The following is a 19,515-nucleotide window of genomic DNA, read 5'->3' on the forward strand; positions in this document are numbered from 1 at the left end:
CTTACGCTACTCCGCCGCCGAAAAGCTCTTTTTCGATGATATCACAGAGGATATGCCCGATCAAAATATGGGACTCTTGGATACGCGGGGTTGCGTTTGAGGGGATTATGATCGCGAAATCGGCCATTTCTGCCATTTTCCCGCCATCTCGTCCGACGAGAGCCACCGTGGTTACCCCGCGATCTTTCGCCGATTCAAAAGCATTAATGATATTTTGCGAATTACCCGAGGTTGAGATACCGATAAAGAGATCCCCCTCTTGCGCCATCCCCTCTAACTGACGGGAAAAGACTTTATCGTATCCGTAATCGTTTCCGATAGCCGTGAGGTTAGAGGTATCGGTGGTTAGTGCCAACGAAGGGATTGAGGGGCGATCAAATCCGTAACGTCCGACCAATTCCGCCGCGATATGCTGTGCATCGGCCGCTGAACCGCCGTTACCCGCTAACATCGTCTTTTTCCCGTGTCGATAGACTTCAACACACGCTTGCGCAACGGTGACGATCATGTCCAAAAGCGGCTCATTCTCTAAAATAGTTTGTTTGGTCGCCGCTGAATCTGCAATTTGTTTGATAATGTAGTTTTTCATCGTGTTTTCCTTTAGTACTTAATTCCGGTAGCGGAACGAACTTTTTCAATAATCGGTTGCGCAACCGCACTCGCTTTTGCAGCACCGACTTTGAGAATATCACGTACTTCGTCTTGATGCGCTTCATAATATTCACGTCGTTCACGATACGGTTTGAAATAATCCCAAATCACGTCGTGGGTATAGAGTTTGAAATGACCGTGCCCTTCTCCCCCTTTTTTATACCGTTCCTGAAGTGCCGAACGCTCTTCATAATCCAAAAAGAGTTTGGCGATGTTATAGACATTGCACCCCTCGAATTCTTTTGGATCTTCCATCGGTACCGCTTCGGTCACAATCTTTTTAATGATTTTGGACTGCATTTTCTCTTCGCTGAAAATCGGGATCGTATTTCCGTAGCTCTTCGACATCTTCTGTCCGTCGATTCCCGGAACGGTCGCTACGTTCTCATCGACGCGAAATTCTGGAATGGTGAAAATATCGCCGTATTGGTTGTTGAACTTGATCGCGATATCGCGGGCGATCTCAACGTGTTGAATCTGATCTTTCCCGACAGGAACCACCTCAGAGCCGAACAGCAAAATATCGGCCGCCATCAAAACAGGATAAGAGAAAAGGCTGTGATTGCTTGCAATCCCTTTCGCCACTTTGTCTTTATAGCTGTGTGCCCGCTCCAACAATCCCATCGGCGTAAAGCCTGAGAGCACCCAGTAGAGTTCCAAGACCTCTTTTACATCCGACTGCACCCAAAAAGTGCTTTTATGCGGATCCATCCCGAGGGCTAAAAAGTCGGTTGCCGCCTGCATCGTCAGATGAGCCAACCGCTCACCCTCACTAATCGTCGTCATCGCATGATAATTTGCCAAAAATGCAAACACTTCATGATCTTGCTGCGATTCGATCATCGGTTTGATCGAACCAAAATAATTTCCAATATGTAAATCGCCAGATGTCTGGATACCTGTTAATACTCTCAAAACTATCTCCTTGAATAGTGACTATTTTACCGCAGAGTCTCTTAAGCTTCCTCTTAAGAAAAGATATGCTATATTTTTTCACAGTTCAACTAAAAAGGATTCATCATGAATACTCAAATTCGCTCCAAAGATATCAAACTTACCCAACATCTCAATGATCATATTGCACTTGCTATCGAAAATTTTAAACGTTATCATCTTGATATTACTACCGTCAATGTTATGATTTCCAAAGAGAAAAAAGGGGTCGGAGTTGAATTTGACATCCATATCGCTCATGCGCAACCCGTCGTTATCTCGGATGTCGATGAAGATCTCGATACCGCCATCGATCTTGCGATTGAACGTGCCAACAAAGCCCTTCGCCGTCTCCATGATAAAGTAAAAGATCATAACACCTCTTCTATCCGTGATATTGAAGTCATTGAAGAAGTTGTAGAATAATTTCCATGGGTAAAATTAATGTCGTCTGCCCCCATTGCGGGGGGGTGAATGCGATTCCTCTAAAAGAGTCTTATGCAAAAGCCGCCTGCGGTCACTGCAAAGGCTCCCTTCTCGACACCAAGCCCATCTCCGTAGATGCCTCCTCTTTTGATCGCTTGATGCTCAATGATGAACGACTCATTATCGCCGATTTTTGGGCACCGTGGTGCGGACCGTGTCGAAGCATGGCACCCTCGTTCGAAGAATCAGCACGTCAATTTCCTCTCAAAGCTCAGTTTATCAAAATCAACACCGAAGAACAGCAGCATTTGGGTGGACGTTTCGGTATCCGATCCATCCCCACCGTTATCGCCTTTAGAAACAACCGCATCGTCGATCAGTTCAGCGGGGCTTTACCGACACCCCAAATTATCGCTTTTGTTAAAAAGCACCTATAGCGATTAATCTTTTTTAGATACCCTACCGTTTAATTTTACACAACAGGACAGAACACATGTACAGCTGGATGCTTTGGTTTCATATTATTTCAATGGTGTCGTGGTTTGCGGTACTCTTCTACCTCCCCCGTCTTTTTGTCTATCACGTTGAAAACGGTACCAATCAGGGATTTATCGATGTCGTCGAAGTGATGGAGATGAAGATTTATAAATACATCGGAGTTCCCGCATTTTGGGCAACATTGCTCTCAGGAATAGCCTTGATCGTTATGTCGACACAGCAGTATAACGGAGTCAATGTATTTCAGATGGGGGGATGGATGCATGCCAAAATGACCCTAGTCGCCATTTTGATCGGTTACTTTTTCACACTCGGACATTACCGCCTCAAGCTCAAAGAGAACACCGCTTATAAAAGTGGGAAGTTTTTTCGTATTTATAATGAAGTACCGACGCTATTACTCATCGGTATTGTTGCGCTCGTAATCGTTAAACCGTTTTAAAAGCAGAAAGCCCGCAGGCTTTTGCTTACCACATCGAGCGAGTTTTATGCGGTTTCGGTTTTCGATTCGTATTTTTCGCTTTCGCTTTAAAGAGTACCGGAGTCCCCTCAAAATCGAACTGCTCTCGTAACTGATTCGTCAAGTATCGGCGATAGCTGAAATGGAGACCCTGCGGTTTGTTCATAATCAGTGCGATACGCGGAGGACGGATATCATACTGCGTTGCAAAGTAAAGACGGATATTCATACCGTTGATACTCGGCAAGATATGTTTGCGCATTGCTGCTTGGATAACCTCGTTGAGTTTACCCGTCGAAATACGCTGTGAATAGTTCTCATTGATTTTGAGGAGCATATCAAAGATTTTGTGTACACGCTGTTTGCTCTGCGCTGAAATTGTGATGATTGGTGCATAGCTCAAAAATTTAAAACGGTCTCGTACTTCTGTCATAATTTTGTCGTAATCTTCTTTCGGTGCCAGATCCCATTTGTTAAGAACGATCAAACATGCAAGACGATTTTTATCGACAAACCCCGCGATTTTTTCATCCAAATCCATAAACGGTTGTGACGCATCGAGAACAAGAAGGGCGATATCGGCAGTTTCGAGCATCTCTTCGGTACGCATAAGGGCGTATTTTTCGATTCCAAGAATTTTTCCCCGTTTACGAATCCCTGCGGTATCGATGAAGGTAATTTTTTTATCCCCATACTCCACCATCTCATCGATTGGGTCGATGGTTGTCCCTGCAACGGAACTGACTACCGAGCGATCTTCTCCGAGCAAAGCGTTAAGCAATGAGCTTTTCCCAACATTGACACGACCGATGATCGCTACTTTCATCTGATTAACGTCACCCGCTTCGTACTCTTTGACGATTCCGCGATACGCCTCTTCGAGTGCTTCGATCGACGTCTCCTCTTCTTCACCATCCTCTTCAGGAATAAAGAACCCATCGTCCTCATCTTCATCAAACTCTTCATCATCCGAAGAGGCTTTCAATGCCGCATCAAATCCGTCCATCTCATCTTCTTCTGCCATTTCGGCTTCAGGTTTAACGATAGCAGATTCAGGGAGTTCAGACGCAATCCAGTTTAGAAGCGGAAGAACCGAACGGTTATGGGAAACGGAAATACCGAAAATACGCTCTGTCCCGAACTCATAATATTCCCAAAGCTTCTCTTGCATCTTGTCATTGTCGATTTTATTAACGACCAATGCAATCGCTTTTCCCATCGACTCAAGCTCATAAAAAAGCTTTTTATCGTCCTCTTCGGGGAGACTCTTACCATCCACCATAAAGAGAATAATGTCCGCTTCATGTGCCGCTTTGAGAGATTTTTCTTTGATCCGATCGAAGAGTTCACACCCCTCATCCAATCCACCCGTATCGAGAATTTCGACCTCTTTGTCCACCACTACGGCAACCCGTTTTTTGACATCGCGTGTAGTACCTGCTTGTTCAGAGGTAATCGCATCACGCTGTTTCAGCAAACGGTTAAAGAGGGAACTTTTTCCGACGTTCGGACGACCGATAATCGCTAATTTTTTCATAGACTTCCTAGTATTTATGCCTTTGCGAGACGCTAATCTCGATTGGCTGCGCTTATGTTGCGTTTTAGTGCTGCGCTATAATTGATATTTTATTATAGCGCAGATGCCCTTATGATATGATTTCAAAATGATATACTATGATTATAAACAATTTTGTACCGACATCCAACGTTTGAGTCAACCCTGCGAATCTTTCCAAGCGGATACCGTGATCGCTATTGCGCGCGGGGGTATGACACTGGGACACGCCCTCGCAATGCGTCTGGATATCCGCAATCTGCAAAGCATCCGCGTAGAGAGCTACGACGCGGATGTCCAACGTAATGAGGTGAGCATTTTAGGCCAATGCGATCTTTCATCCTCAAAACGGGTTCTTGTCGTCGATGATATCGTCGACAGCGGTCAGACACTGTTCGCACTTTTGCCCCTTTTACGTTCAAGCCACCCCCATTGCGAATTTAGAGTCGCAACCCTCTTTACCAAACACACGGCTCTTGTTCAACCTGACTTTTTCTTACACGAAGCTACGGAGTGGATCGACTTTTTTTGGGAAAGAGATTTTTTAAAAAGCGATTCGATATAATCCGCTCAACCACAAAAAAATTATATTTCCGCTAAGGATATTTATGCCTAAAGAATACATTTTTACATCCGAATCTGTCACAGAGGGGCATCCCGATAAAATGGCCGATCAAATCAGTGACGCCATTTTAGACTACATCATCGAGCATGATCCAAAAGCTCGTGTCGCTTGTGAAACGCTCGTATCCAACGGCTTTTGCGTCATCGCCGGTGAGCTTAAAACCACTGCCTATGCTCCGATGCAAGAGATCGCCCGTCAGGTTGTTCGCGAAATCGGATACACCGATGCGACATACGGTTTTGATTATCGCTCGTGTGCCGTTCTCAACGGTATCGGCGAACAGTCTCCCGATATTAACCAAGGGGTTGACCAAGAAGACGGAGAAATCGGAGCGGGAGACCAAGGATTAATGTTCGGTTATGCATGCCGCGAAACCGACGTATTAATGCCGTTGCCGATCTACCTTTCTCACCGTCTTGCCGAAAGACTCGCACAGGTGCGCAAAGAGGGGATTATCCCCTACCTCCGTCCTGATGGAAAAACCCAAGTGAGTATCCGTTACGTCGATGACAAACCGGTCTCTGTCGAAACCGTCGTTGTCTCCACCCAGCATGCCCCTGAAATTTCTCAGGAGAGACTCCACCTTGATGTTATTAACGAAGTGATCAAATATGTCATCCCATCAGAGCTCATGAGCCCGAATATCGTCTACCACATTAACCCGACAGGTAAATTTGTTATCGGCGGTCCTCAAGGAGATGCGGGATTGACAGGGCGTAAAATTATTGTCGATACCTACGGCGGAGCGTGTCCCCACGGCGGGGGAGCTTTCAGCGGAAAAGACCCGACCAAAGTGGATCGCTCAGCCGCCTATGCCGCCCGCTATGTCGCTAAAAATCTCGTGGCATCCGGTGCGTGTGAGCGTGCAACAATCCAAGTATCGTATGCGATCGGCGTTGTTAAACCGATCTCCATTATGGTCAATGCACACGGAACCGCTGTTGTCCCTGAGGAAAAATTGGAAAGCTGTGTTAAAGAGCTCTTTAACCTTACACCAAAAGGGATTATCGAATCGCTTGACTTACTTCGCCCGATTTATCGTAAAACAGCGGCATACGGCCATTTTGGACGTGAACTACCTGAGTTTACATGGGAAAAAACCGATAAAGTTGATGCAATCAAAGCCTATTTAGGACTCTAACTTACACTTCCGTAACACTCCCACAATAATCTACATTATCCTCACCTATTTTTTAGGTGGGTTTAAAATTCTTCTGTTATAGTTACCCCATATTTATCAACCAAGGAGAACCCTATGGCAGTAATCATTAATGATACCTGTATTAACTGCGGCGCTTGTATCGACGAGTGCCCAGTAGAAGCGATCGTAGACGAGGACGATAACCCAACGGGTGAAGAGATCTATTACGTTCACGGCGACAAATGTGTCGAATGTGTCGGTCACCACGACGAACCGGCTTGTGCAACAGCATGTCCGACTGAGGGTTGTATCACATGGGATGAGATCGGTGCAAGCCCAGCTCACCGTGATGATATCACAGCAGAAATGCGTTCTTCAAAAGCAAACGTCGTTAACTAATTCTCTATTTATACGACACTCTCCAAAGGGGATTTACCCCTTTGGTTACGCTAATTCTTCTTTGTTTTCTTTCTTTCACCATCTTTAATCTTACTTAAATTATTGTTTCGCTATAATCCCGTTCTATTTTTTACACACAAAACAGGAGCATTGATGGAACAAACATTGTCAATCATCAAGCCAGACGCCGTAGCAAAAGGTGTCATCGGTAAAATTTTGGATCGTTTCGAAAGTAACGGCCTTAAAATCGCGGCTATGAAAAAAGTTCAACTCTCACGTCAAGACGCTGAAGCGTTTTACGCAGTACACGCTGCCCGCCCTTTCTTCAACGACCTCGTTGATTTCATGGTAAGCGGCCCGGTTGTTATCACCGTTCTTGAGGGCGAAAACGCTGTTCTTAAAAACCGCGATTTGATGGGTGCAACGAATCCTAAAGAAGCGGCTGCCGGAACAATCCGTGCAGATTTCGCTGAAAACATCGATGCTAATGCGGTTCACGGAAGTGACTCTGCTGAAAATGCGGCAATTGAAATCGCATTTTTCTTTTCAGGACGCGAGATTTCGTAATCACCATGAAAATAGCATTTAAAAAATTGGGATCACTGCCGCTTCATTTTGAGGTAAATAGTGACAATGCTCTTTTTTCAGGTGATTTACTCATGAAAAAAAGCAATCTTGCCCAATTAAACGGTACAATTACAGGGAGTATTTCGATCCCTTGTGATCTGTGTGCCGAAGAGGTAGAAAACTCTTTGAACGAAGAGATTACTTTTTACCTTAGCGATGGATTATACGAGGGCAACGACGAAGAGTTGGATGTCGTCGAAATCGACAAATCGATGATTGATTTAGAAGAACTTCTCAAATCAGAAATCGAGCTGATCAAAAGCGACTATTTTTGTTGCGAAAACTGCGAAGGAACCTCGTTAGATCGAGAGTTCTAAAACCAAATAGAAAGGACTATAAAAGATGGCAGTACCTAAAAGAAGAGTGAGTCATTCTCGCGCCGCAAAACGCAGAACTCACTATAAAATTTCTCTTGCTCGTCCCGTAAAAGATAAAGACGGCACGTACAAATTGTCTCACTATGTCAACCCGACAACCGGTGAGTATAAATAATCGATGATTAGAATTGCAATTGATGCAATGGGCGGGGACTTCGGTCCCGAACCGATTGTTAAAGGGACACTTGAAGCTCTAAAAGAAGTAAAGTTTCAACCAATTCTAGTTGGTAAAAAAGATGAGATCTTATCTTTATTACCCAAGGGCTATAAAGATAAGATTTTAATTGTCGAAGCATCTGACGTTATCGATATGGGTGATGCGGCTACCGATGCACTTAAGCGTCAAGAGAGTTCCATCTATAAAGCGATCGAACTGGTTCGTAACGGCGAAGCCGACGGCGTTGTCAGTGCAGGCCATAGCGGTGCGACCATGACATTGGCGACACTGCGCCTCGGACGACTCAAAAATGTTTTGCGTCCCGCATTGGTAACCTCAATGCCGACAAAAAGCGGTAAACGCAGTATCTTGATGGATGCCGGTGCCAATGTCGACTGCAAAGCAGAACACCTTTTCCAATTCGGAATTATGGGATACTACTACGCTCAAGATATGTTCAAACTGGAGAATCCGCGCGTCGGCTTACTGGCTAACGGTGAAGAAGATTCAAAAGGGAACGAAGTTACCAAAGAGACTTTTAAATTGCTCGAAGGGCAAAAAGGGTTTATCGGTAACGTCGAAGGGAATAATATCTTTGACGGAAGTTGTGATGTTATCGTCTGTGACGGGTTTATCGGAAATCTTGTTCTCAAGGCTTCTGAGGGTGTAGCATCAACCATAGGCTATTTTATCAAAGAGTACATCCGGAAATCACCGGTGGCGATTACCGGCGCGCTCTTGATGCGTAAGGTCTTTAAACTTCTTAAGAAGCAGATTGATTATGCTGAAATCGGCGGAGCACCGTTAGTCGGTATCAAAGGGTGTGCTATCGTAAGTCACGGAAAAAGCAACCCTAAAGCGATTAAAAATGCAATTTTTCAAGCCATTCGCTATGTTAATACCGGCGTAAATGAGCATATTGAGAATCGTCTCGAAGAGCTTAAAAAATAAACTTCGATCCCTTATAAAGGCTAATTATGTACGCTGCGTTTCGTTCTATCGGAGCTTATGTTCCCTCTAAAATCCTTACCAATGCTGAGCTTGAAGTGATGGTCGATACCACGGATGAGTGGATTACAAAACGTACCGGAATCAAAGAGCGCCATATTGCTGCGGAAAACGAAACAACCAGTGATATGGGCGTGAAAGCGGCTGAAAAAGCGATTAAGCGAAGCGGAATCGACAAAAGCCAAATCGATATGCTCATTTGCGCTACGATCTCCCCCGATTATTTCTGTATGCCCTCAACAGCAACCATCATCGCCACCAAACTGGGGCTGGAAAAAGTTACCGCTTTTGACGTATCCGCTGCATGTACTGGATTTGTCTATGCCCTCAGTGTTGCAAAAGCATTTATCGAATCGGGAATGAAAAAAAATGTCCTCATCGTCGGGGCTGAACGTCTCAGTACCATTACCGATTATACCGATCGCGGAACCTGCATCCTCTTCGGTGACGGTGCGGGCGCAGCGGTAATCAGCGCAACAGCCGATAAATCAGAAGCTATCATCGATATCCACACAGGATCTGACGGTTCATTTGCCGATTTACTTATGACACCAAACGGCGGAAGCGGATCTGCGCATGATGAACTCGATCGTGAAGCAGCTGGATGCTTTATGCGTATGAAAGGGAACGAAACCTTTAAAGTGGCTGTTCGTACCCTTACCAGTGATGTTATAGAGATATTAGAACAAAATAATATTGCCTCATCTGCCATTAAACACTTCGTCCCTCATCAAGCCAATTATCGTATCATTAAAGCGGTCGGGGATGCATTGGAACTCAAAGAAGAACAAGTTGTTCTCACGGTAGAGAAGTACGGAAATACCTCCGGTGCTTCTATCCCAATGGCGATCAACGATATCTACGAATCGGGTCGATTACAAGAGGGAGATTTAATGCTCCTTGATGCTTTCGGCGGCGGTTTAACATGGGGAAGCGCACTCGTTCCGTTTGCAGGAAAAGGTATATAACTAAACACTTTTGATACAATAAAAGACTTTTCAATAAGGTCTTTTATGATGTATTCCAACCCTCTTATCACTATCGAAATCCACGAATCCGAAATCCCTTGGCTAAAAATCTTTACACAAACTCCTCATAAAGAGTTCTCCGAATGCTCAAGTGAAGAGAAAAAAATGATTTGGGACGCACTCGATATTATCGAAAAAGAGATGCTGGAGTATTTCAAACCTCACAAAATCAATATCGCATCCTTTGGAAATATGTTACCGAGGGTTCATTGGCATATCATGGCACGCTTTAAAAATGACAGCTACTTTCCGGAACCGATGTGGGGGATGAAACAAAGAGAGGAGTTTGAATTAGAGGCTCCAATGGAGCCTTTTTTGGAGAAGGTAAGACGAGAGTTAGACTCCCGCTTGAATTAATAACGAGGTTTTGGTTTTTGTCCGCTAAAACTGCGTGAACGATCACTACGATCATTTCCACCGCGTTCACCGCCAGAACTACTACGCTCTCCGCCGCCACTACGTTCGCCACTGCCTGAAGCATTACGATCGTTGTTACCACGGTATCCGCCTCCGCCACTGCGGTTTCCACCGCTACGGTTACGGTTAAATCCGCCGCTGCGTTGTCCGCCGCGATCACCACGACTTGCCAAATTGCTTAGAATTTTTTCCAAACGCTCAGCCGCAATACCGATGTTATTCGGTCCAGCAACGGTATTGCGCTCCATCAATACAGAGATCAATTTATAGGCGATTTGCTCTTGATCATAATCTTGTTTCAACAAATCAAGCACTTTATGCGCCTCGTCATAGACGTGTTGTTTTTCAATTTCACGAACCAAGCGGCTTACTTGTGCTTCTTTAACATCCAATTTACTTGGAATATAAGCGTGTTCCATCGTGGTACCGACTTTTGAGCGGATACGTTGAAGTTCTTTGAACTCGAGTGGAGTAACCAAAGTGATTGCTACCCCTTTTTTACCCGCACGTCCTGTACGTCCGATACGGTGAACATAGCTCTCAGGGTCAAACGGAATATGGTAGTTGAAAACGTGGGTAACATCATCAATGTGCAATCCGCGCGCCGCAACGTCGGTTGCGATCAATACGTCAACCGCATCGGTTTTAAGCCCTTTAATAACGCTTTCACGTTGACGTTGCTCCATATCACCGTGTAAACCTTTTGCCATATAACCGGCAGCCGAGAGAACATTAGAGAGACGGTCAACCTCTTTTTTCGTACGACAAAATACAACTGTTTTTTTCGCATCTTCGGAATCCATAAGACGGATAATCGCATCATCACGCTCTGATTCTTCGATAACGTAGTATTGTTGTGTGATATCCGTATTCGTTGTCTCTGATTTGGTAATAGAGGCAAAAAACGGATTGACCAAAATACGCTCAGCAAGCTGTTTAATCGGAGCCGGCATGGTTGCTGAGAAAAGAAGTGTTTGACGTTCTGTCGGCAAATAGGTGAAAATCTCATTGATATCGTCCAAAAAGCCCATATCAAGCATTTCGTCCGCTTCGTCCAAAATAACGGTTGATGGGGTAAACCCTTTCAACATATTACGGCTCAACATATCAAGTAATCGTCCCGGAGTAGCGATGATAACTTGCGCACCGCGCTCAATTAGATCCATTTGACGGTTGTACGATGATCCGCCGTAAATGGTTACGGTACGGACACCTAAGTGTTTACCGTATTTGAAAATTTCATCACCTACTTGATTCGCAAGTTCACGTGTCGGTGTGATGATGAGGGCTTCAATTCCCCCTTTTAAATGCATTTTATTCAATGCTGGAAGACCGAATGCCGCTGTTTTACCCGTACCGGTATGGGCTTGTCCGACAACGTCACGCCCTTCCATAATAACTGGGATAACCATTTGTTGGATCGGACTTGGAGTTTTGAAACCGGCATAATTGATACTTTGCATAATCTCTTTTCTGAGACCGAAAGATTCAAATGTGACCAAATTTTCGTCTGTGATTGCTTCTTCTATTACGTTCATAATAACCCTTTGTATATACGCCACCAGAAAACCTATTTCCGGCCAGTTACGCTTGCCCACTCATGGGGGAGAGAAATTTTGGATAAGTTTGGATTCTCATCCGCGAGGGCACCTTAGAAAAAGATTCGTCAATCTCTTTAGAAGGTACCCAAAATTCAAATGGAATTATAGCTGAATAATTTATAAAGTACACTGATAGTTATAGGTTAGCAAAAGATAAAGATAACCTTTAGTTTCAAATCGTCCCTATTTTAATTGATTTTTTTAATCTTTTAAAACTATACTTCCAAAAATGTATACTTAAATAGGAGTTAATAATGTTCAATGTAAAAATGGAAAAAGAGTGCGGCTGCTTTAAACGAAGCGGTATGGAAAGTGTTAAAACTTACGAAAACAAAGATGATGCCATGATAGAAGCTGCGCAGTGGGCGGAAGAGATGAACGAAACTTTTTGTCAAAAACACAATTTTACTATCGTTGAAGAGGGCAATGATCTCATCATCAAAGTAGAGATGAACTAAGGGGAAACTTTTTCCCTTAGAGCGCTAAATTTAACTTCTTAATCACCATTTTCTTCGACCAAATCGGATCTTTCAACTCTAACATTTCCCGCACTTCATCATTCACCAATCGATACGAAACAATCACACTAACACTATCCGCACCCACAGCCGTAGGTAACGTAAAGGTTTTTGACCCAAGAGCTGGAATTGAGACACTGCTGATTGTTTTTGCCGCCAAATGAGGAACAGTAGCTTTCCCCCGTTTATTGACATAATGGGATGTGAGTGAAAATGTCTCTGTTTTAATAATTTTCTTACCGCTCATATAGTGTGCATCGATCACAATTTCCCGTGATCCAAACCCGCTTGGAAGGGAATGGGGCTGAGGATTACTGATCGTCACTGCGATTGCATTAGCGATTTTTTTTGCCTCTACATTGAGCGCGCCTTGCCACATCGACTCGGTATGCGCCCCTTTGAAGCTATGATCACGAATAAGCCGATTATGTACTTTGCCGTTGGCATCACGCAACGTAGCGGCCACTCCAACTTTACGCGGCCCCATATGACAATCGACACATTGCTTAGTAGCACTATTAAACTCTGTTTGCATTGAGGTAAAGCGGTGTCCCTCTTCCGAAGTGTCATTCGCATGACAGACAAAACAGAGCTGATTGGGGTTAGTATCCATAAAAGGACGCTGTTCAACCTTATGATAGGGGGACTTGGCATCGGCATAAGGACCGCTCATAATGCCTGATTTCATCCAGCTAACCCGATGGATTCCTCGTTTACTATCGGGAAGCTCATCATGAATTTGATCAATGTTGTGACAAACGACACAGTTAATCCCCTCAGAGATTTGATCGCTTTTAAGGGCTTTGGTTGCGGCGGAATCTTTATCCAGTTTTAACGAGGCTATGGCTTCATATTCAGCCGTTGTAGACGTAACAGAGATACGAGGATTGTGGCAGGCCGCACACTCTATTTTAATCGTATTCAGCGATTTTCGATTATTTTTACGGGCGACATAATCGATTGTTTTTTGAAAATACTCATCGTTATCGTAATGGGATTTTGCATGCCAAGACTCTTCCCACTGCTTCACAATATGGCTATGACAGGCTTTACATTTGCCGGAATCTTTAAACTTATCTCCGACTTGAACCGCGATTGCAGCATAAAGACTCACACTGATAATACTCAATAGCCATAGTGAACGCATTTGTACCCCTTAACGATGTTTATCTAACCAAACCATTAACCCTTTTTGCGCATGAAGACGGTTCTCCGCCTCTTCAAAAATTAAACTCTGCTTCCCTTCCAATACCGCTTCACTCACTTCAACTCCACGATATGCCGGAAGGCAATGTAAAAAGATAGCGTCTTCACGTGCAAGTGCCATCAACGCTTCATCTACAATATATCCCTCAAAAGCACGAATACGCTGTGCCTTTTCCTCTTCCTGCCCCATAGAAATCCATGTATCTGTGGTTACGACAGTAGCACCTTTAACCGCCTCTTTAGGGTCATTGGTGATCGTTATTTTCGCACCGCTGTGTTCAGCAAATGCGAGTGCATCGGCGATAATAGCCGGATCACACTCATACCCCTTTGGGGTTGCGATACGGAGCTCAAAACCGAGTTTACCGGCAAGCATAAGCCATGAATGGGTCATATTATTGCCATCCCCCACATAGGCCACGATAGGATTTTTATCTTTACCGCACTCCATCATACTCATGAAATCGGCCAATAGCTGTACCGGATGATAACTATCACTAAGTCCATTGATTACGGGAACTTTAGAATGAAGAGCAAACTCTTCGAGCATCGACTGCTCATAGGTACGGATCATCACCATATCGCACATCGAAGAGATAACGCGCGCCGTATCTTTAACCGGTTCACCGCGTCCGAGATGGATATCGCGGTTCGAGAGAAACAGAGCATGACCGCCGAGCTGATACATCCCTACCTCAAAACTGACACGGGTACGGGTAGAGCTTTTTTCAAAGATCATCGCCAACGTCTGTCCCGCAAGACGGGGTTTGAGTACTTTGGCTTTGACCTCTTTTTTTATCTCTAAACCAATCTCTAAAATCTCTAAGATCTCTTCTTTGGTGTAATCTTTTAACGTTAAAAAGTGTCTCACGGTGTTCCTTCGATACAAAAAACAATCATATCATAAAATTATTTCGTTAATTTAAAAGTGCTGCTACTTCTTTAGCATGGTAACTGATGATGATATCAGCACCAGCGCGTTTAAACCCTACCATCGTCTCCATCATTACACGATTGTAATCGATCAATCCTGCATTACCGGCGAATTTGAGCATCGCATATTCACCGCTGACGTTATACACCGCAAGGGGAAGGGAGGATGCTTCACGGATATCACGGATAATATCGAGATACGCCAATGCGGGCTTGACCATCAAGATATCGGCACCTTGAGCTTCATCTGCCAAACTCTCTCGTATCGCCTCACGACGGTTTGCCGGATCCATCTGATAGGTAGAGCGGTCACCGAAACTCGGAACCGATTCGGCAACATCACGAAACGGTCCGTAATAGCCGCTGGCAAATTTGGTCGAATAGCTCATAATCGGGAGATTGGCATATCCTCCCCCATCGAGGGCATCACGCAACGTCGTAATAATCCCGTCCATCATCCCTGAGGGTGCAATCATATCGGCACCTGCACGTGCGTGAACCAATGCCTGCTGCGCCGAAATCCCGAGAGTCAGATCGTTATCAACCGTCTCATGGACATGATCGAGAATACCGCAGTGTCCATGATCGGTGTATTCGCAAAAACACAAATCGGTGACGACAAACATTTTAGGAAATGCACGCTTGATGGCGCGAACGGCTGTCGCAATAATCCCGTGATCACACAACGCATCGCTTCCGACCGAATCTTTCACGGCAGGGATACCGAAAAGGATGATCGAATAGATTCCAAGGGATTGAAGCAATTCACACTCTTTCAAAATCTCATCCAAAGACATTTGATAAACACCCGGCATTGACGAAACTTCCGTTTTTATCCCCTCACCGGGGCGAACAAATAATGGATATATAAAGTCATTGACCCCTACATGAGTTTCACGAACCAATGAGCGTAGTTGAGGATTTAGACGGGTACGGCGAAAACGCTCCATAAATGTGACTCCAATTAAAAAAATAGTAAGTAGATTGTATCGCCTCTTCGTTTAATAATCCATTTTTTAGAAACACCTATTATAATGGCACTAATGAAAACAATAACACCACTTTTTGAAAAATCATCCATTGCCAATCTCCCTAGCAAATACGGTCCTTTTAAAATCCGTGTCTACAAAGAGGGGATTCAAGAGCACTTAGCTATATTCACCGAAAACTTTGAGCGCCAAGAATCGCCGTTGGTTCGGATACATTCAGAGTGTCTCACCGGTGACACCTTCGGCAGTATAAAATGTGACTGTAACAATCAGTTACATAAAGGGCTAAAATTAATCGCCGAAGAGGGTGGACTGATCATTTACCACCGCCAAGAGGGACGTAATATCGGCCTTCTCAATAAAATAAATGCCTACTGCCTCCAAGATCAGGGACGTAATACGATCGAGGCCAATGTCGAACTTGGATTTGCCCCCGATCAGCGCACCTACGATGTCGTCGGTGAGATTTTCAAAGATTTCGGTCTTCATAAAATCCGTCTCCTTACCAACAATCCTGCAAAAGTCACCGTCGTAGAGGGGCTAAATGTCGAGATTACGGAACGTGTTCCGGTGATTATCGACCCGAATCCTCATAATGAAGGATATTTAAAAGTCAAAAAAGAGCAGATGGGACACGATTTATGAGCCAATTGAAGCAGCTGTTAGCACAGCACAATGTGAACGTTCCCGAAGATTTTTTGGAAAAGATCGGTCAATACAAAGCTCTTCTGGAAAAATGGAATAAAATTCATAATCTAACGGGAGCCAAAACCCTCCAGCAAATCGATCAGTTTATCCTCGATGCGCTTATCCCGATCACTTTTCTTCCTAGCGTGAAAAAAGCGATGGATATCGGCACAGGAGCCGGATTTCCGGGGATGATTTTGGCAATCGCCCTGCCACAAACCCATTTTACCCTCGTTGAACCCCTCTCTAAACGTGCAAGCTTTTTACAGTTTGTAAAAGCGGATTTGGGTTTGAGCAACGTGGATGTCAAAGCACTCAGAGTAGAACAACTCTCAAGCGAGCCGTATGATCTTATTACGTCACGCGCCGTTACCGATACCGAAATGCTTTTAAAACTCTCAAAACCGTTTTGCACCGAAGGGAGCCTTTTGCTCTTTTACAAAGGGGAAAAAGTGTATGATGAAATCGATGAAACACTCGATTACAAAATCATTGAGGCGGAAAATCGCCATTATCTGCTCATAAAGAGATAAGACCATGCTAAAACTACTATTATTGATCGGCGTTCTAGTCGGCGTTTATTACCTTTTCTTCAAAAAAAAGGCTCTTACTCCCCCCTCTTCGGATAATTCTCAAGAAGAGGCGATGCTTCCGTGTGCGGAGTGCGGTACCTATGTACAGGTAAAAGAAGCATTTATGCGTGATGGCAAATACTATTGCTCTCGCGAATGTTTGGAAGGCTAACAATGCTGCTATTCGGTCATCCCTATGTCCCATCTGAGCCGTTTTACCATATCGACTCGATTGAGGCGTTGCGTCACACCCCCTCAAATTCCGTCGTTGCCCTTTTTTTTACCCCTGAAAATCTCGATATTATTGAACATCTACGCCTAAACAGCGTCCGTTTCGCACTTCATGTCGAAACCGCTACCGATGCCGTTATCGCCGAAAACTTAGGAGCTTCGTATCTGATTGTTCTCCCAAAACATGGAGTAGAAATTCAAAAAGTAGCAGAACACTATCTTTTTGACGCCAAAGTGTTGGGATATATCGATGCGGTAAAAGATTTAGACAATTTGATCGAAATGCGACTTGATGGAGCGATATTTTCAGATGCGATGATTAAGATTAACTCCTAATCAATCCACTCTCGTTTAATATCTTTATCCAAACACGCCAAAATCTCATATCCGATCGTCCCGACGGCGTTAGCATAATCATTGGCATTATCAAAAATTTTCAGTTGCTCCGCATCGCTTGAAAAACTGGCACTATCCATAGAGATACGACCGCGAAGTGCTATCCCCTCCGGCGTCGTATAACGGTTGGAAGCAAGCCGATCCAGTCCGTTTGCATATCCCAAATCATAGGTGCTAACAACCTCATCTGCTAAAGCTTCATAAAGACCGTTATACCCTACCCGCTCTCCGGCTTTTAATACCCTTGTCGCCATTCTATCTCCCCACAAAGAAAGGACACTTTTTAGAAGCGGTTGCGGCAAGCTTGTATCCATTTGTAAACATCCGTACAATGCGATACCGACTCGTACCATATCATCACGGCACTCTGTGGAGCGAAACGTTCCCGCTGAATTGGAGATATGAAAACGTAACTGCCATCCGTACTTTTGAGCCAAAACATCCGCTCTCTTTTTGATCCCCTCAAAGCTCTGACGCTGCCAAAACCATTCTGAACTGAGGGTATCGGCAGCACGCAAATGGCTCATGACCCCGATACAGATGAGTCCCCGTTTTGCCATTTTTTCAAACGCTGCTTCGAGTTGTTCGGGGGAAATTCCGTTACGGTGCATCCCCGTATCAATTTTCAGCTCGACTCGCGCTCCGCTCGGATAGGCGGATATCTCTTCAAGAGAGTTGATGGCATAGCTGAATTTCGGATGGATATGGGTCGGTTTTTGGCCCAATACCAGAACGTTATCGAAGTACTTAACAATCTCCTCGGCTTCACGTTCTAAGCGTACCACCGCTTGAGTAACTCCATACTGAGATGCCGCTTCGGCAATCATCTCAGCACCGTGGCCGTAGGCGTTATCTTTTAAAACGACCGCTATTTTATCTTTTCCACCGACTTGGTGTGCGATAATGTCAAGATTATGAATCAATGCCTTATGGCTTAATTTTATTGTTCCCATAGTGGTATTATATTGCAAGGATTGTTAATGCGTTATTTCCCCGCCGAATTTGAACCTCAAAGTTTTGTACAACTCATTTTTCCCCATCCCCAAAGCGATTGGGCACCCTATCTCGAAGAGGCGCGAGCATGTTTTGTCAACATCGCCTCTTCTGTTGCCCGCTATCAGCCCTGCCTCATTGTGTGTGACGATGTGAATCTCGTCAAAAGCTATTTTAACTCTCACGAGAATCTGATTTTCGTAGCCTATCAAAGCGATGACACATGGGCGCGTGATTGCAGTGCGCTAAGTGTTATCGACGAGGATGAAGATGAGCCTTTACTGCTCGACTTTACTTTTACCGGATGGGGCGGAAAGTTTGATGCCACGCGTGATAATGCGATGAGTTCGGCACTCTCTAACGTCTACGGTGCACCCATGGAAAAAGTCAATCTTATCTTGGAGGGGGGCGGCGTCGAAACCAATGCAAACGGCTCATTGCTTACCACAGCCGAGTGCCTTCTTAATCCGAATCGTAATCCTCATTTAGATAAAAAAGGGATGGAAAAAGAGCTCAAAAAACACTTCGGTGTAGAACAGATTTTATGGCTAAACCATGGCTATCTTGCGGGTGATGACACCGACAGCCATATCGATACCCTCGCCCGTTTTATTGATACGGACACTATTATGTATGTCAAATGCGACGATAAAACGGATGAGCATTACGATGCCCTTAAAAAAATGGAAGAAGAGTTGAGAGCATTACGTGACATCGATGATGAGCCGTTTAACCTCATCGCACTACCGATGTGTTCCCCAGCGTTTTATGAGGACGAGCGTCTTCCTGCTACCTATGCCAACTTTTTAATCATCAATGATGCCGTTTTGTTACCGATTTACAACGATCCGCATGACAACGAAGCCATAGAAATTTGTAAAAAAGCATTTTATGGTCGGGATGTCATTCCTATCGACTGCTCCGTCCTTATCCGTCAACACGGTTCCCTCCACTGCGTAACGATGCAGTTTCCCGAAGATATATCCTTACGGATGGAATAAAAGGGAAAAGCCCGAGTAGAGGAAATAGCCCGATGCAGCTAGTAAAATAAGGGTTAAAACTATTTGTTTGATATTTAATTTCATGG

Annotated in this window: 26 protein-coding genes; 18 read left to right on the top strand and 8 right to left on the bottom strand. The window is 44.5% G+C overall.

Going from position 1 to position 19,515, the window contains the following annotated elements:
- Nucleotide 1: 1 nt before the first annotated feature.
- Nucleotides 2-589 carry an SIS domain-containing protein gene (locus Q8O20_RS07650; protein ID WP_305530689.1) on the bottom strand — a complete coding sequence of 196 codons (588 nt, stop codon included), beginning with the start codon at nucleotides 587-589 and terminating at the stop codon, nucleotides 2-4.
- 11 nt (nucleotides 590-600) lie between these two features.
- Entirely contained in the window at nucleotides 601-1,566 is a 966-nt protein-coding gene (trpS, locus tag Q8O20_RS07655; protein ID WP_305530690.1) for a tryptophan--tRNA ligase, read from the bottom strand.
- A 105-nt stretch (nucleotides 1,567-1,671) separates the two neighbouring features.
- On the opposite strand from trpS, the gene hpf reads away from it, so the two are divergent.
- From hpf to Q8O20_RS07670, 3 genes are read left to right on the top strand one after another with little or no spacing between them, the layout of a single operon-like run.
- Nucleotides 1,672-2,010 (top strand): ribosome hibernation-promoting factor, HPF/YfiA family, encoded by a 339-nt coding sequence (gene hpf, locus Q8O20_RS07660; protein WP_304739347.1) that lies wholly within the window; start codon nucleotides 1,672-1,674, stop codon nucleotides 2,008-2,010.
- A 5-nt stretch (nucleotides 2,011-2,015) separates the two neighbouring features.
- On the top strand, nucleotides 2,016-2,447 hold the full coding sequence (gene trxC / locus Q8O20_RS07665; RefSeq protein ID WP_305530691.1) for a thioredoxin TrxC: 432 nt from the start codon (nucleotides 2,016-2,018) through the stop codon (nucleotides 2,445-2,447).
- A gap of 56 nt (nucleotides 2,448-2,503) precedes the next feature.
- Nucleotides 2,504-2,950 (top strand): CopD family protein, encoded by a 447-nt coding sequence (locus Q8O20_RS07670; protein ID WP_305530692.1) that lies wholly within the window; start codon nucleotides 2,504-2,506, stop codon nucleotides 2,948-2,950.
- A 25-nt stretch (nucleotides 2,951-2,975) separates the two neighbouring features.
- Here the strand turns inward: Q8O20_RS07670 and der are convergent, their stop codons facing one another.
- Nucleotides 2,976-4,505: a ribosome biogenesis GTPase Der gene (gene der, locus Q8O20_RS07675; RefSeq protein ID WP_304741744.1), complete on the bottom strand. Its 1,530-nt coding sequence runs from the start codon at nucleotides 4,503-4,505 to the stop codon at nucleotides 2,976-2,978.
- A gap of 127 nt (nucleotides 4,506-4,632) precedes the next feature.
- On the opposite strand from der, the gene Q8O20_RS07680 reads away from it, so the two are divergent.
- The 9 genes from Q8O20_RS07680 (at nucleotide 4,633) to Q8O20_RS07720 (ending at nucleotide 10,242) form a co-directional block, all read left to right on the top strand.
- Nucleotides 4,633-5,088, top strand: a complete 456-nt coding sequence (locus Q8O20_RS07680) for a phosphoribosyltransferase (protein WP_305530693.1) — start codon at nucleotides 4,633-4,635, stop codon at nucleotides 5,086-5,088.
- A 43-nt stretch (nucleotides 5,089-5,131) separates the two neighbouring features.
- A complete protein-coding gene (gene metK / locus Q8O20_RS07685; RefSeq protein WP_304739877.1) occupies nucleotides 5,132-6,289 on the top strand; it encodes a methionine adenosyltransferase in 1,158 nt (385 codons plus the stop codon).
- Between the two features lie 114 nt (nucleotides 6,290-6,403).
- A complete protein-coding gene (locus Q8O20_RS07690; protein ID WP_305530694.1) occupies nucleotides 6,404-6,688 on the top strand; it encodes a 4Fe-4S dicluster domain-containing protein in 285 nt (94 codons plus the stop codon).
- Between the two features lie 153 nt (nucleotides 6,689-6,841).
- A complete protein-coding gene (gene ndk / locus Q8O20_RS07695; RefSeq protein WP_294897272.1) occupies nucleotides 6,842-7,255 on the top strand; it encodes a nucleoside-diphosphate kinase in 414 nt (137 codons plus the stop codon).
- A gap of 5 nt (nucleotides 7,256-7,260) precedes the next feature.
- Nucleotides 7,261-7,632 carry a DUF177 domain-containing protein gene (locus Q8O20_RS07700; protein ID WP_305530695.1) on the top strand — a complete coding sequence of 124 codons (372 nt, stop codon included), beginning with the start codon at nucleotides 7,261-7,263 and terminating at the stop codon, nucleotides 7,630-7,632.
- A gap of 25 nt (nucleotides 7,633-7,657) precedes the next feature.
- Nucleotides 7,658-7,807: a 50S ribosomal protein L32 gene (gene rpmF, locus Q8O20_RS07705; protein ID WP_013461018.1), complete on the top strand. Its 150-nt coding sequence runs from the start codon at nucleotides 7,658-7,660 to the stop codon at nucleotides 7,805-7,807.
- A gap of 3 nt (nucleotides 7,808-7,810) precedes the next feature.
- Nucleotides 7,811-8,800, top strand: a complete 990-nt coding sequence (gene plsX / locus Q8O20_RS07710) for a phosphate acyltransferase PlsX (RefSeq protein ID WP_304739864.1) — start codon at nucleotides 7,811-7,813, stop codon at nucleotides 8,798-8,800.
- A 26-nt stretch (nucleotides 8,801-8,826) separates the two neighbouring features.
- Nucleotides 8,827-9,825, top strand: a complete 999-nt coding sequence (locus tag Q8O20_RS07715; protein WP_305530696.1) for a beta-ketoacyl-ACP synthase III — start codon at nucleotides 8,827-8,829, stop codon at nucleotides 9,823-9,825.
- 45 nt (nucleotides 9,826-9,870) lie between these two features.
- Nucleotides 9,871-10,242 carry an HIT family protein gene (locus tag Q8O20_RS07720; RefSeq protein ID WP_305530697.1) on the top strand — a complete coding sequence of 124 codons (372 nt, stop codon included), beginning with the start codon at nucleotides 9,871-9,873 and terminating at the stop codon, nucleotides 10,240-10,242.
- Here Q8O20_RS07720 and Q8O20_RS07725 read toward each other — a convergent pair.
- A complete protein-coding gene (locus Q8O20_RS07725) occupies nucleotides 10,239-11,840 on the bottom strand; it encodes a DEAD/DEAH box helicase (protein ID WP_304739860.1) in 1,602 nt (533 codons plus the stop codon). The genes Q8O20_RS07720 and Q8O20_RS07725 overlap by 4 nt on opposite strands.
- Nucleotides 11,841-12,157: 317 nt before the next feature.
- Here Q8O20_RS07725 and Q8O20_RS07730 point away from each other — a divergent pair, with 317 nt between their 5' ends.
- Nucleotides 12,158-12,361 carry a hypothetical protein gene (locus Q8O20_RS07730; RefSeq protein WP_304739858.1) on the top strand — a complete coding sequence of 68 codons (204 nt, stop codon included), beginning with the start codon at nucleotides 12,158-12,160 and terminating at the stop codon, nucleotides 12,359-12,361.
- Between the two features lie 16 nt (nucleotides 12,362-12,377).
- Here Q8O20_RS07730 and Q8O20_RS07735 read toward each other — a convergent pair whose 3' ends face one another.
- Genes Q8O20_RS07735 through hemB form a run of 3 tightly spaced genes read right to left on the bottom strand, consistent with a single transcriptional unit; the run spans nucleotide 12,378 to nucleotide 15,510 of the window.
- Nucleotides 12,378-13,568 carry a multiheme c-type cytochrome gene (locus Q8O20_RS07735; RefSeq protein WP_305530698.1) on the bottom strand — a complete coding sequence of 397 codons (1,191 nt, stop codon included), beginning with the start codon at nucleotides 13,566-13,568 and terminating at the stop codon, nucleotides 12,378-12,380.
- Nucleotides 13,569-13,577: 9 nt separating this feature from the next.
- Entirely contained in the window at nucleotides 13,578-14,498 is a 921-nt protein-coding gene (argF, locus tag Q8O20_RS07740; RefSeq protein WP_305530699.1) for an ornithine carbamoyltransferase, read from the bottom strand.
- A 46-nt stretch (nucleotides 14,499-14,544) separates the two neighbouring features.
- Nucleotides 14,545-15,510, bottom strand: a complete 966-nt coding sequence (gene hemB / locus Q8O20_RS07745; protein ID WP_305530700.1) for a porphobilinogen synthase — start codon at nucleotides 15,508-15,510, stop codon at nucleotides 14,545-14,547.
- Between the two features lie 84 nt (nucleotides 15,511-15,594).
- Here hemB and ribA point away from each other — a divergent pair, with 84 nt between their 5' ends.
- Genes ribA through Q8O20_RS07765 form a run of 4 tightly spaced genes read left to right on the top strand, consistent with a single transcriptional unit; the run spans nucleotide 15,595 to nucleotide 17,375 of the window.
- Nucleotides 15,595-16,194 carry a GTP cyclohydrolase II gene (ribA, locus tag Q8O20_RS07750; protein ID WP_371131551.1) on the top strand — a complete coding sequence of 200 codons (600 nt, stop codon included), beginning with the start codon at nucleotides 15,595-15,597 and terminating at the stop codon, nucleotides 16,192-16,194.
- Nucleotides 16,191-16,769, top strand: coding sequence for a 16S rRNA (guanine(527)-N(7))-methyltransferase RsmG (gene rsmG / locus Q8O20_RS07755; RefSeq protein WP_305530702.1), 579 nt, complete (start codon nucleotides 16,191-16,193; stop codon nucleotides 16,767-16,769). Before ribA ends, rsmG begins: the two co-directional genes overlap by 4 nt.
- A gap of 4 nt (nucleotides 16,770-16,773) precedes the next feature.
- Nucleotides 16,774-16,980: a PP0621 family protein gene (locus tag Q8O20_RS07760; protein ID WP_304739845.1), complete on the top strand. Its 207-nt coding sequence runs from the start codon at nucleotides 16,774-16,776 to the stop codon at nucleotides 16,978-16,980.
- A 2-nt stretch (nucleotides 16,981-16,982) separates the two neighbouring features.
- Complete coding sequence (locus Q8O20_RS07765; protein ID WP_305530703.1) at nucleotides 16,983-17,375, top strand: hypothetical protein; 393 nt, start codon at nucleotides 16,983-16,985, stop codon at nucleotides 17,373-17,375.
- Here Q8O20_RS07765 and Q8O20_RS07770 read toward each other — a convergent pair.
- The gene (locus Q8O20_RS07770) at nucleotides 17,372-18,388 is read right to left on the bottom strand and encodes an alanine racemase (RefSeq protein WP_305530704.1); all 1,017 of its coding nucleotides are present in this window, start codon (nucleotides 18,386-18,388) and stop codon (nucleotides 17,372-17,374) included. The two genes, Q8O20_RS07765 and Q8O20_RS07770, sit on opposite strands and share 4 nt — an antisense overlap.
- Nucleotides 18,389-18,415: 27 nt before the next feature.
- Between Q8O20_RS07770 and Q8O20_RS07775 the strand changes: the two genes are divergently transcribed.
- The gene (locus Q8O20_RS07775) at nucleotides 18,416-19,429 is read left to right on the top strand and encodes an agmatine/peptidylarginine deiminase (RefSeq protein ID WP_305530705.1); all 1,014 of its coding nucleotides are present in this window, start codon (nucleotides 18,416-18,418) and stop codon (nucleotides 19,427-19,429) included.
- The last annotated feature ends 86 nt before the right edge of the window (nucleotides 19,430-19,515 follow it).

This window comes from Sulfuricurvum sp., assembly GCF_030691015.1.
GTDB lineage: Bacteria > Campylobacterota > Campylobacteria > Campylobacterales > Sulfurimonadaceae > Sulfuricurvum.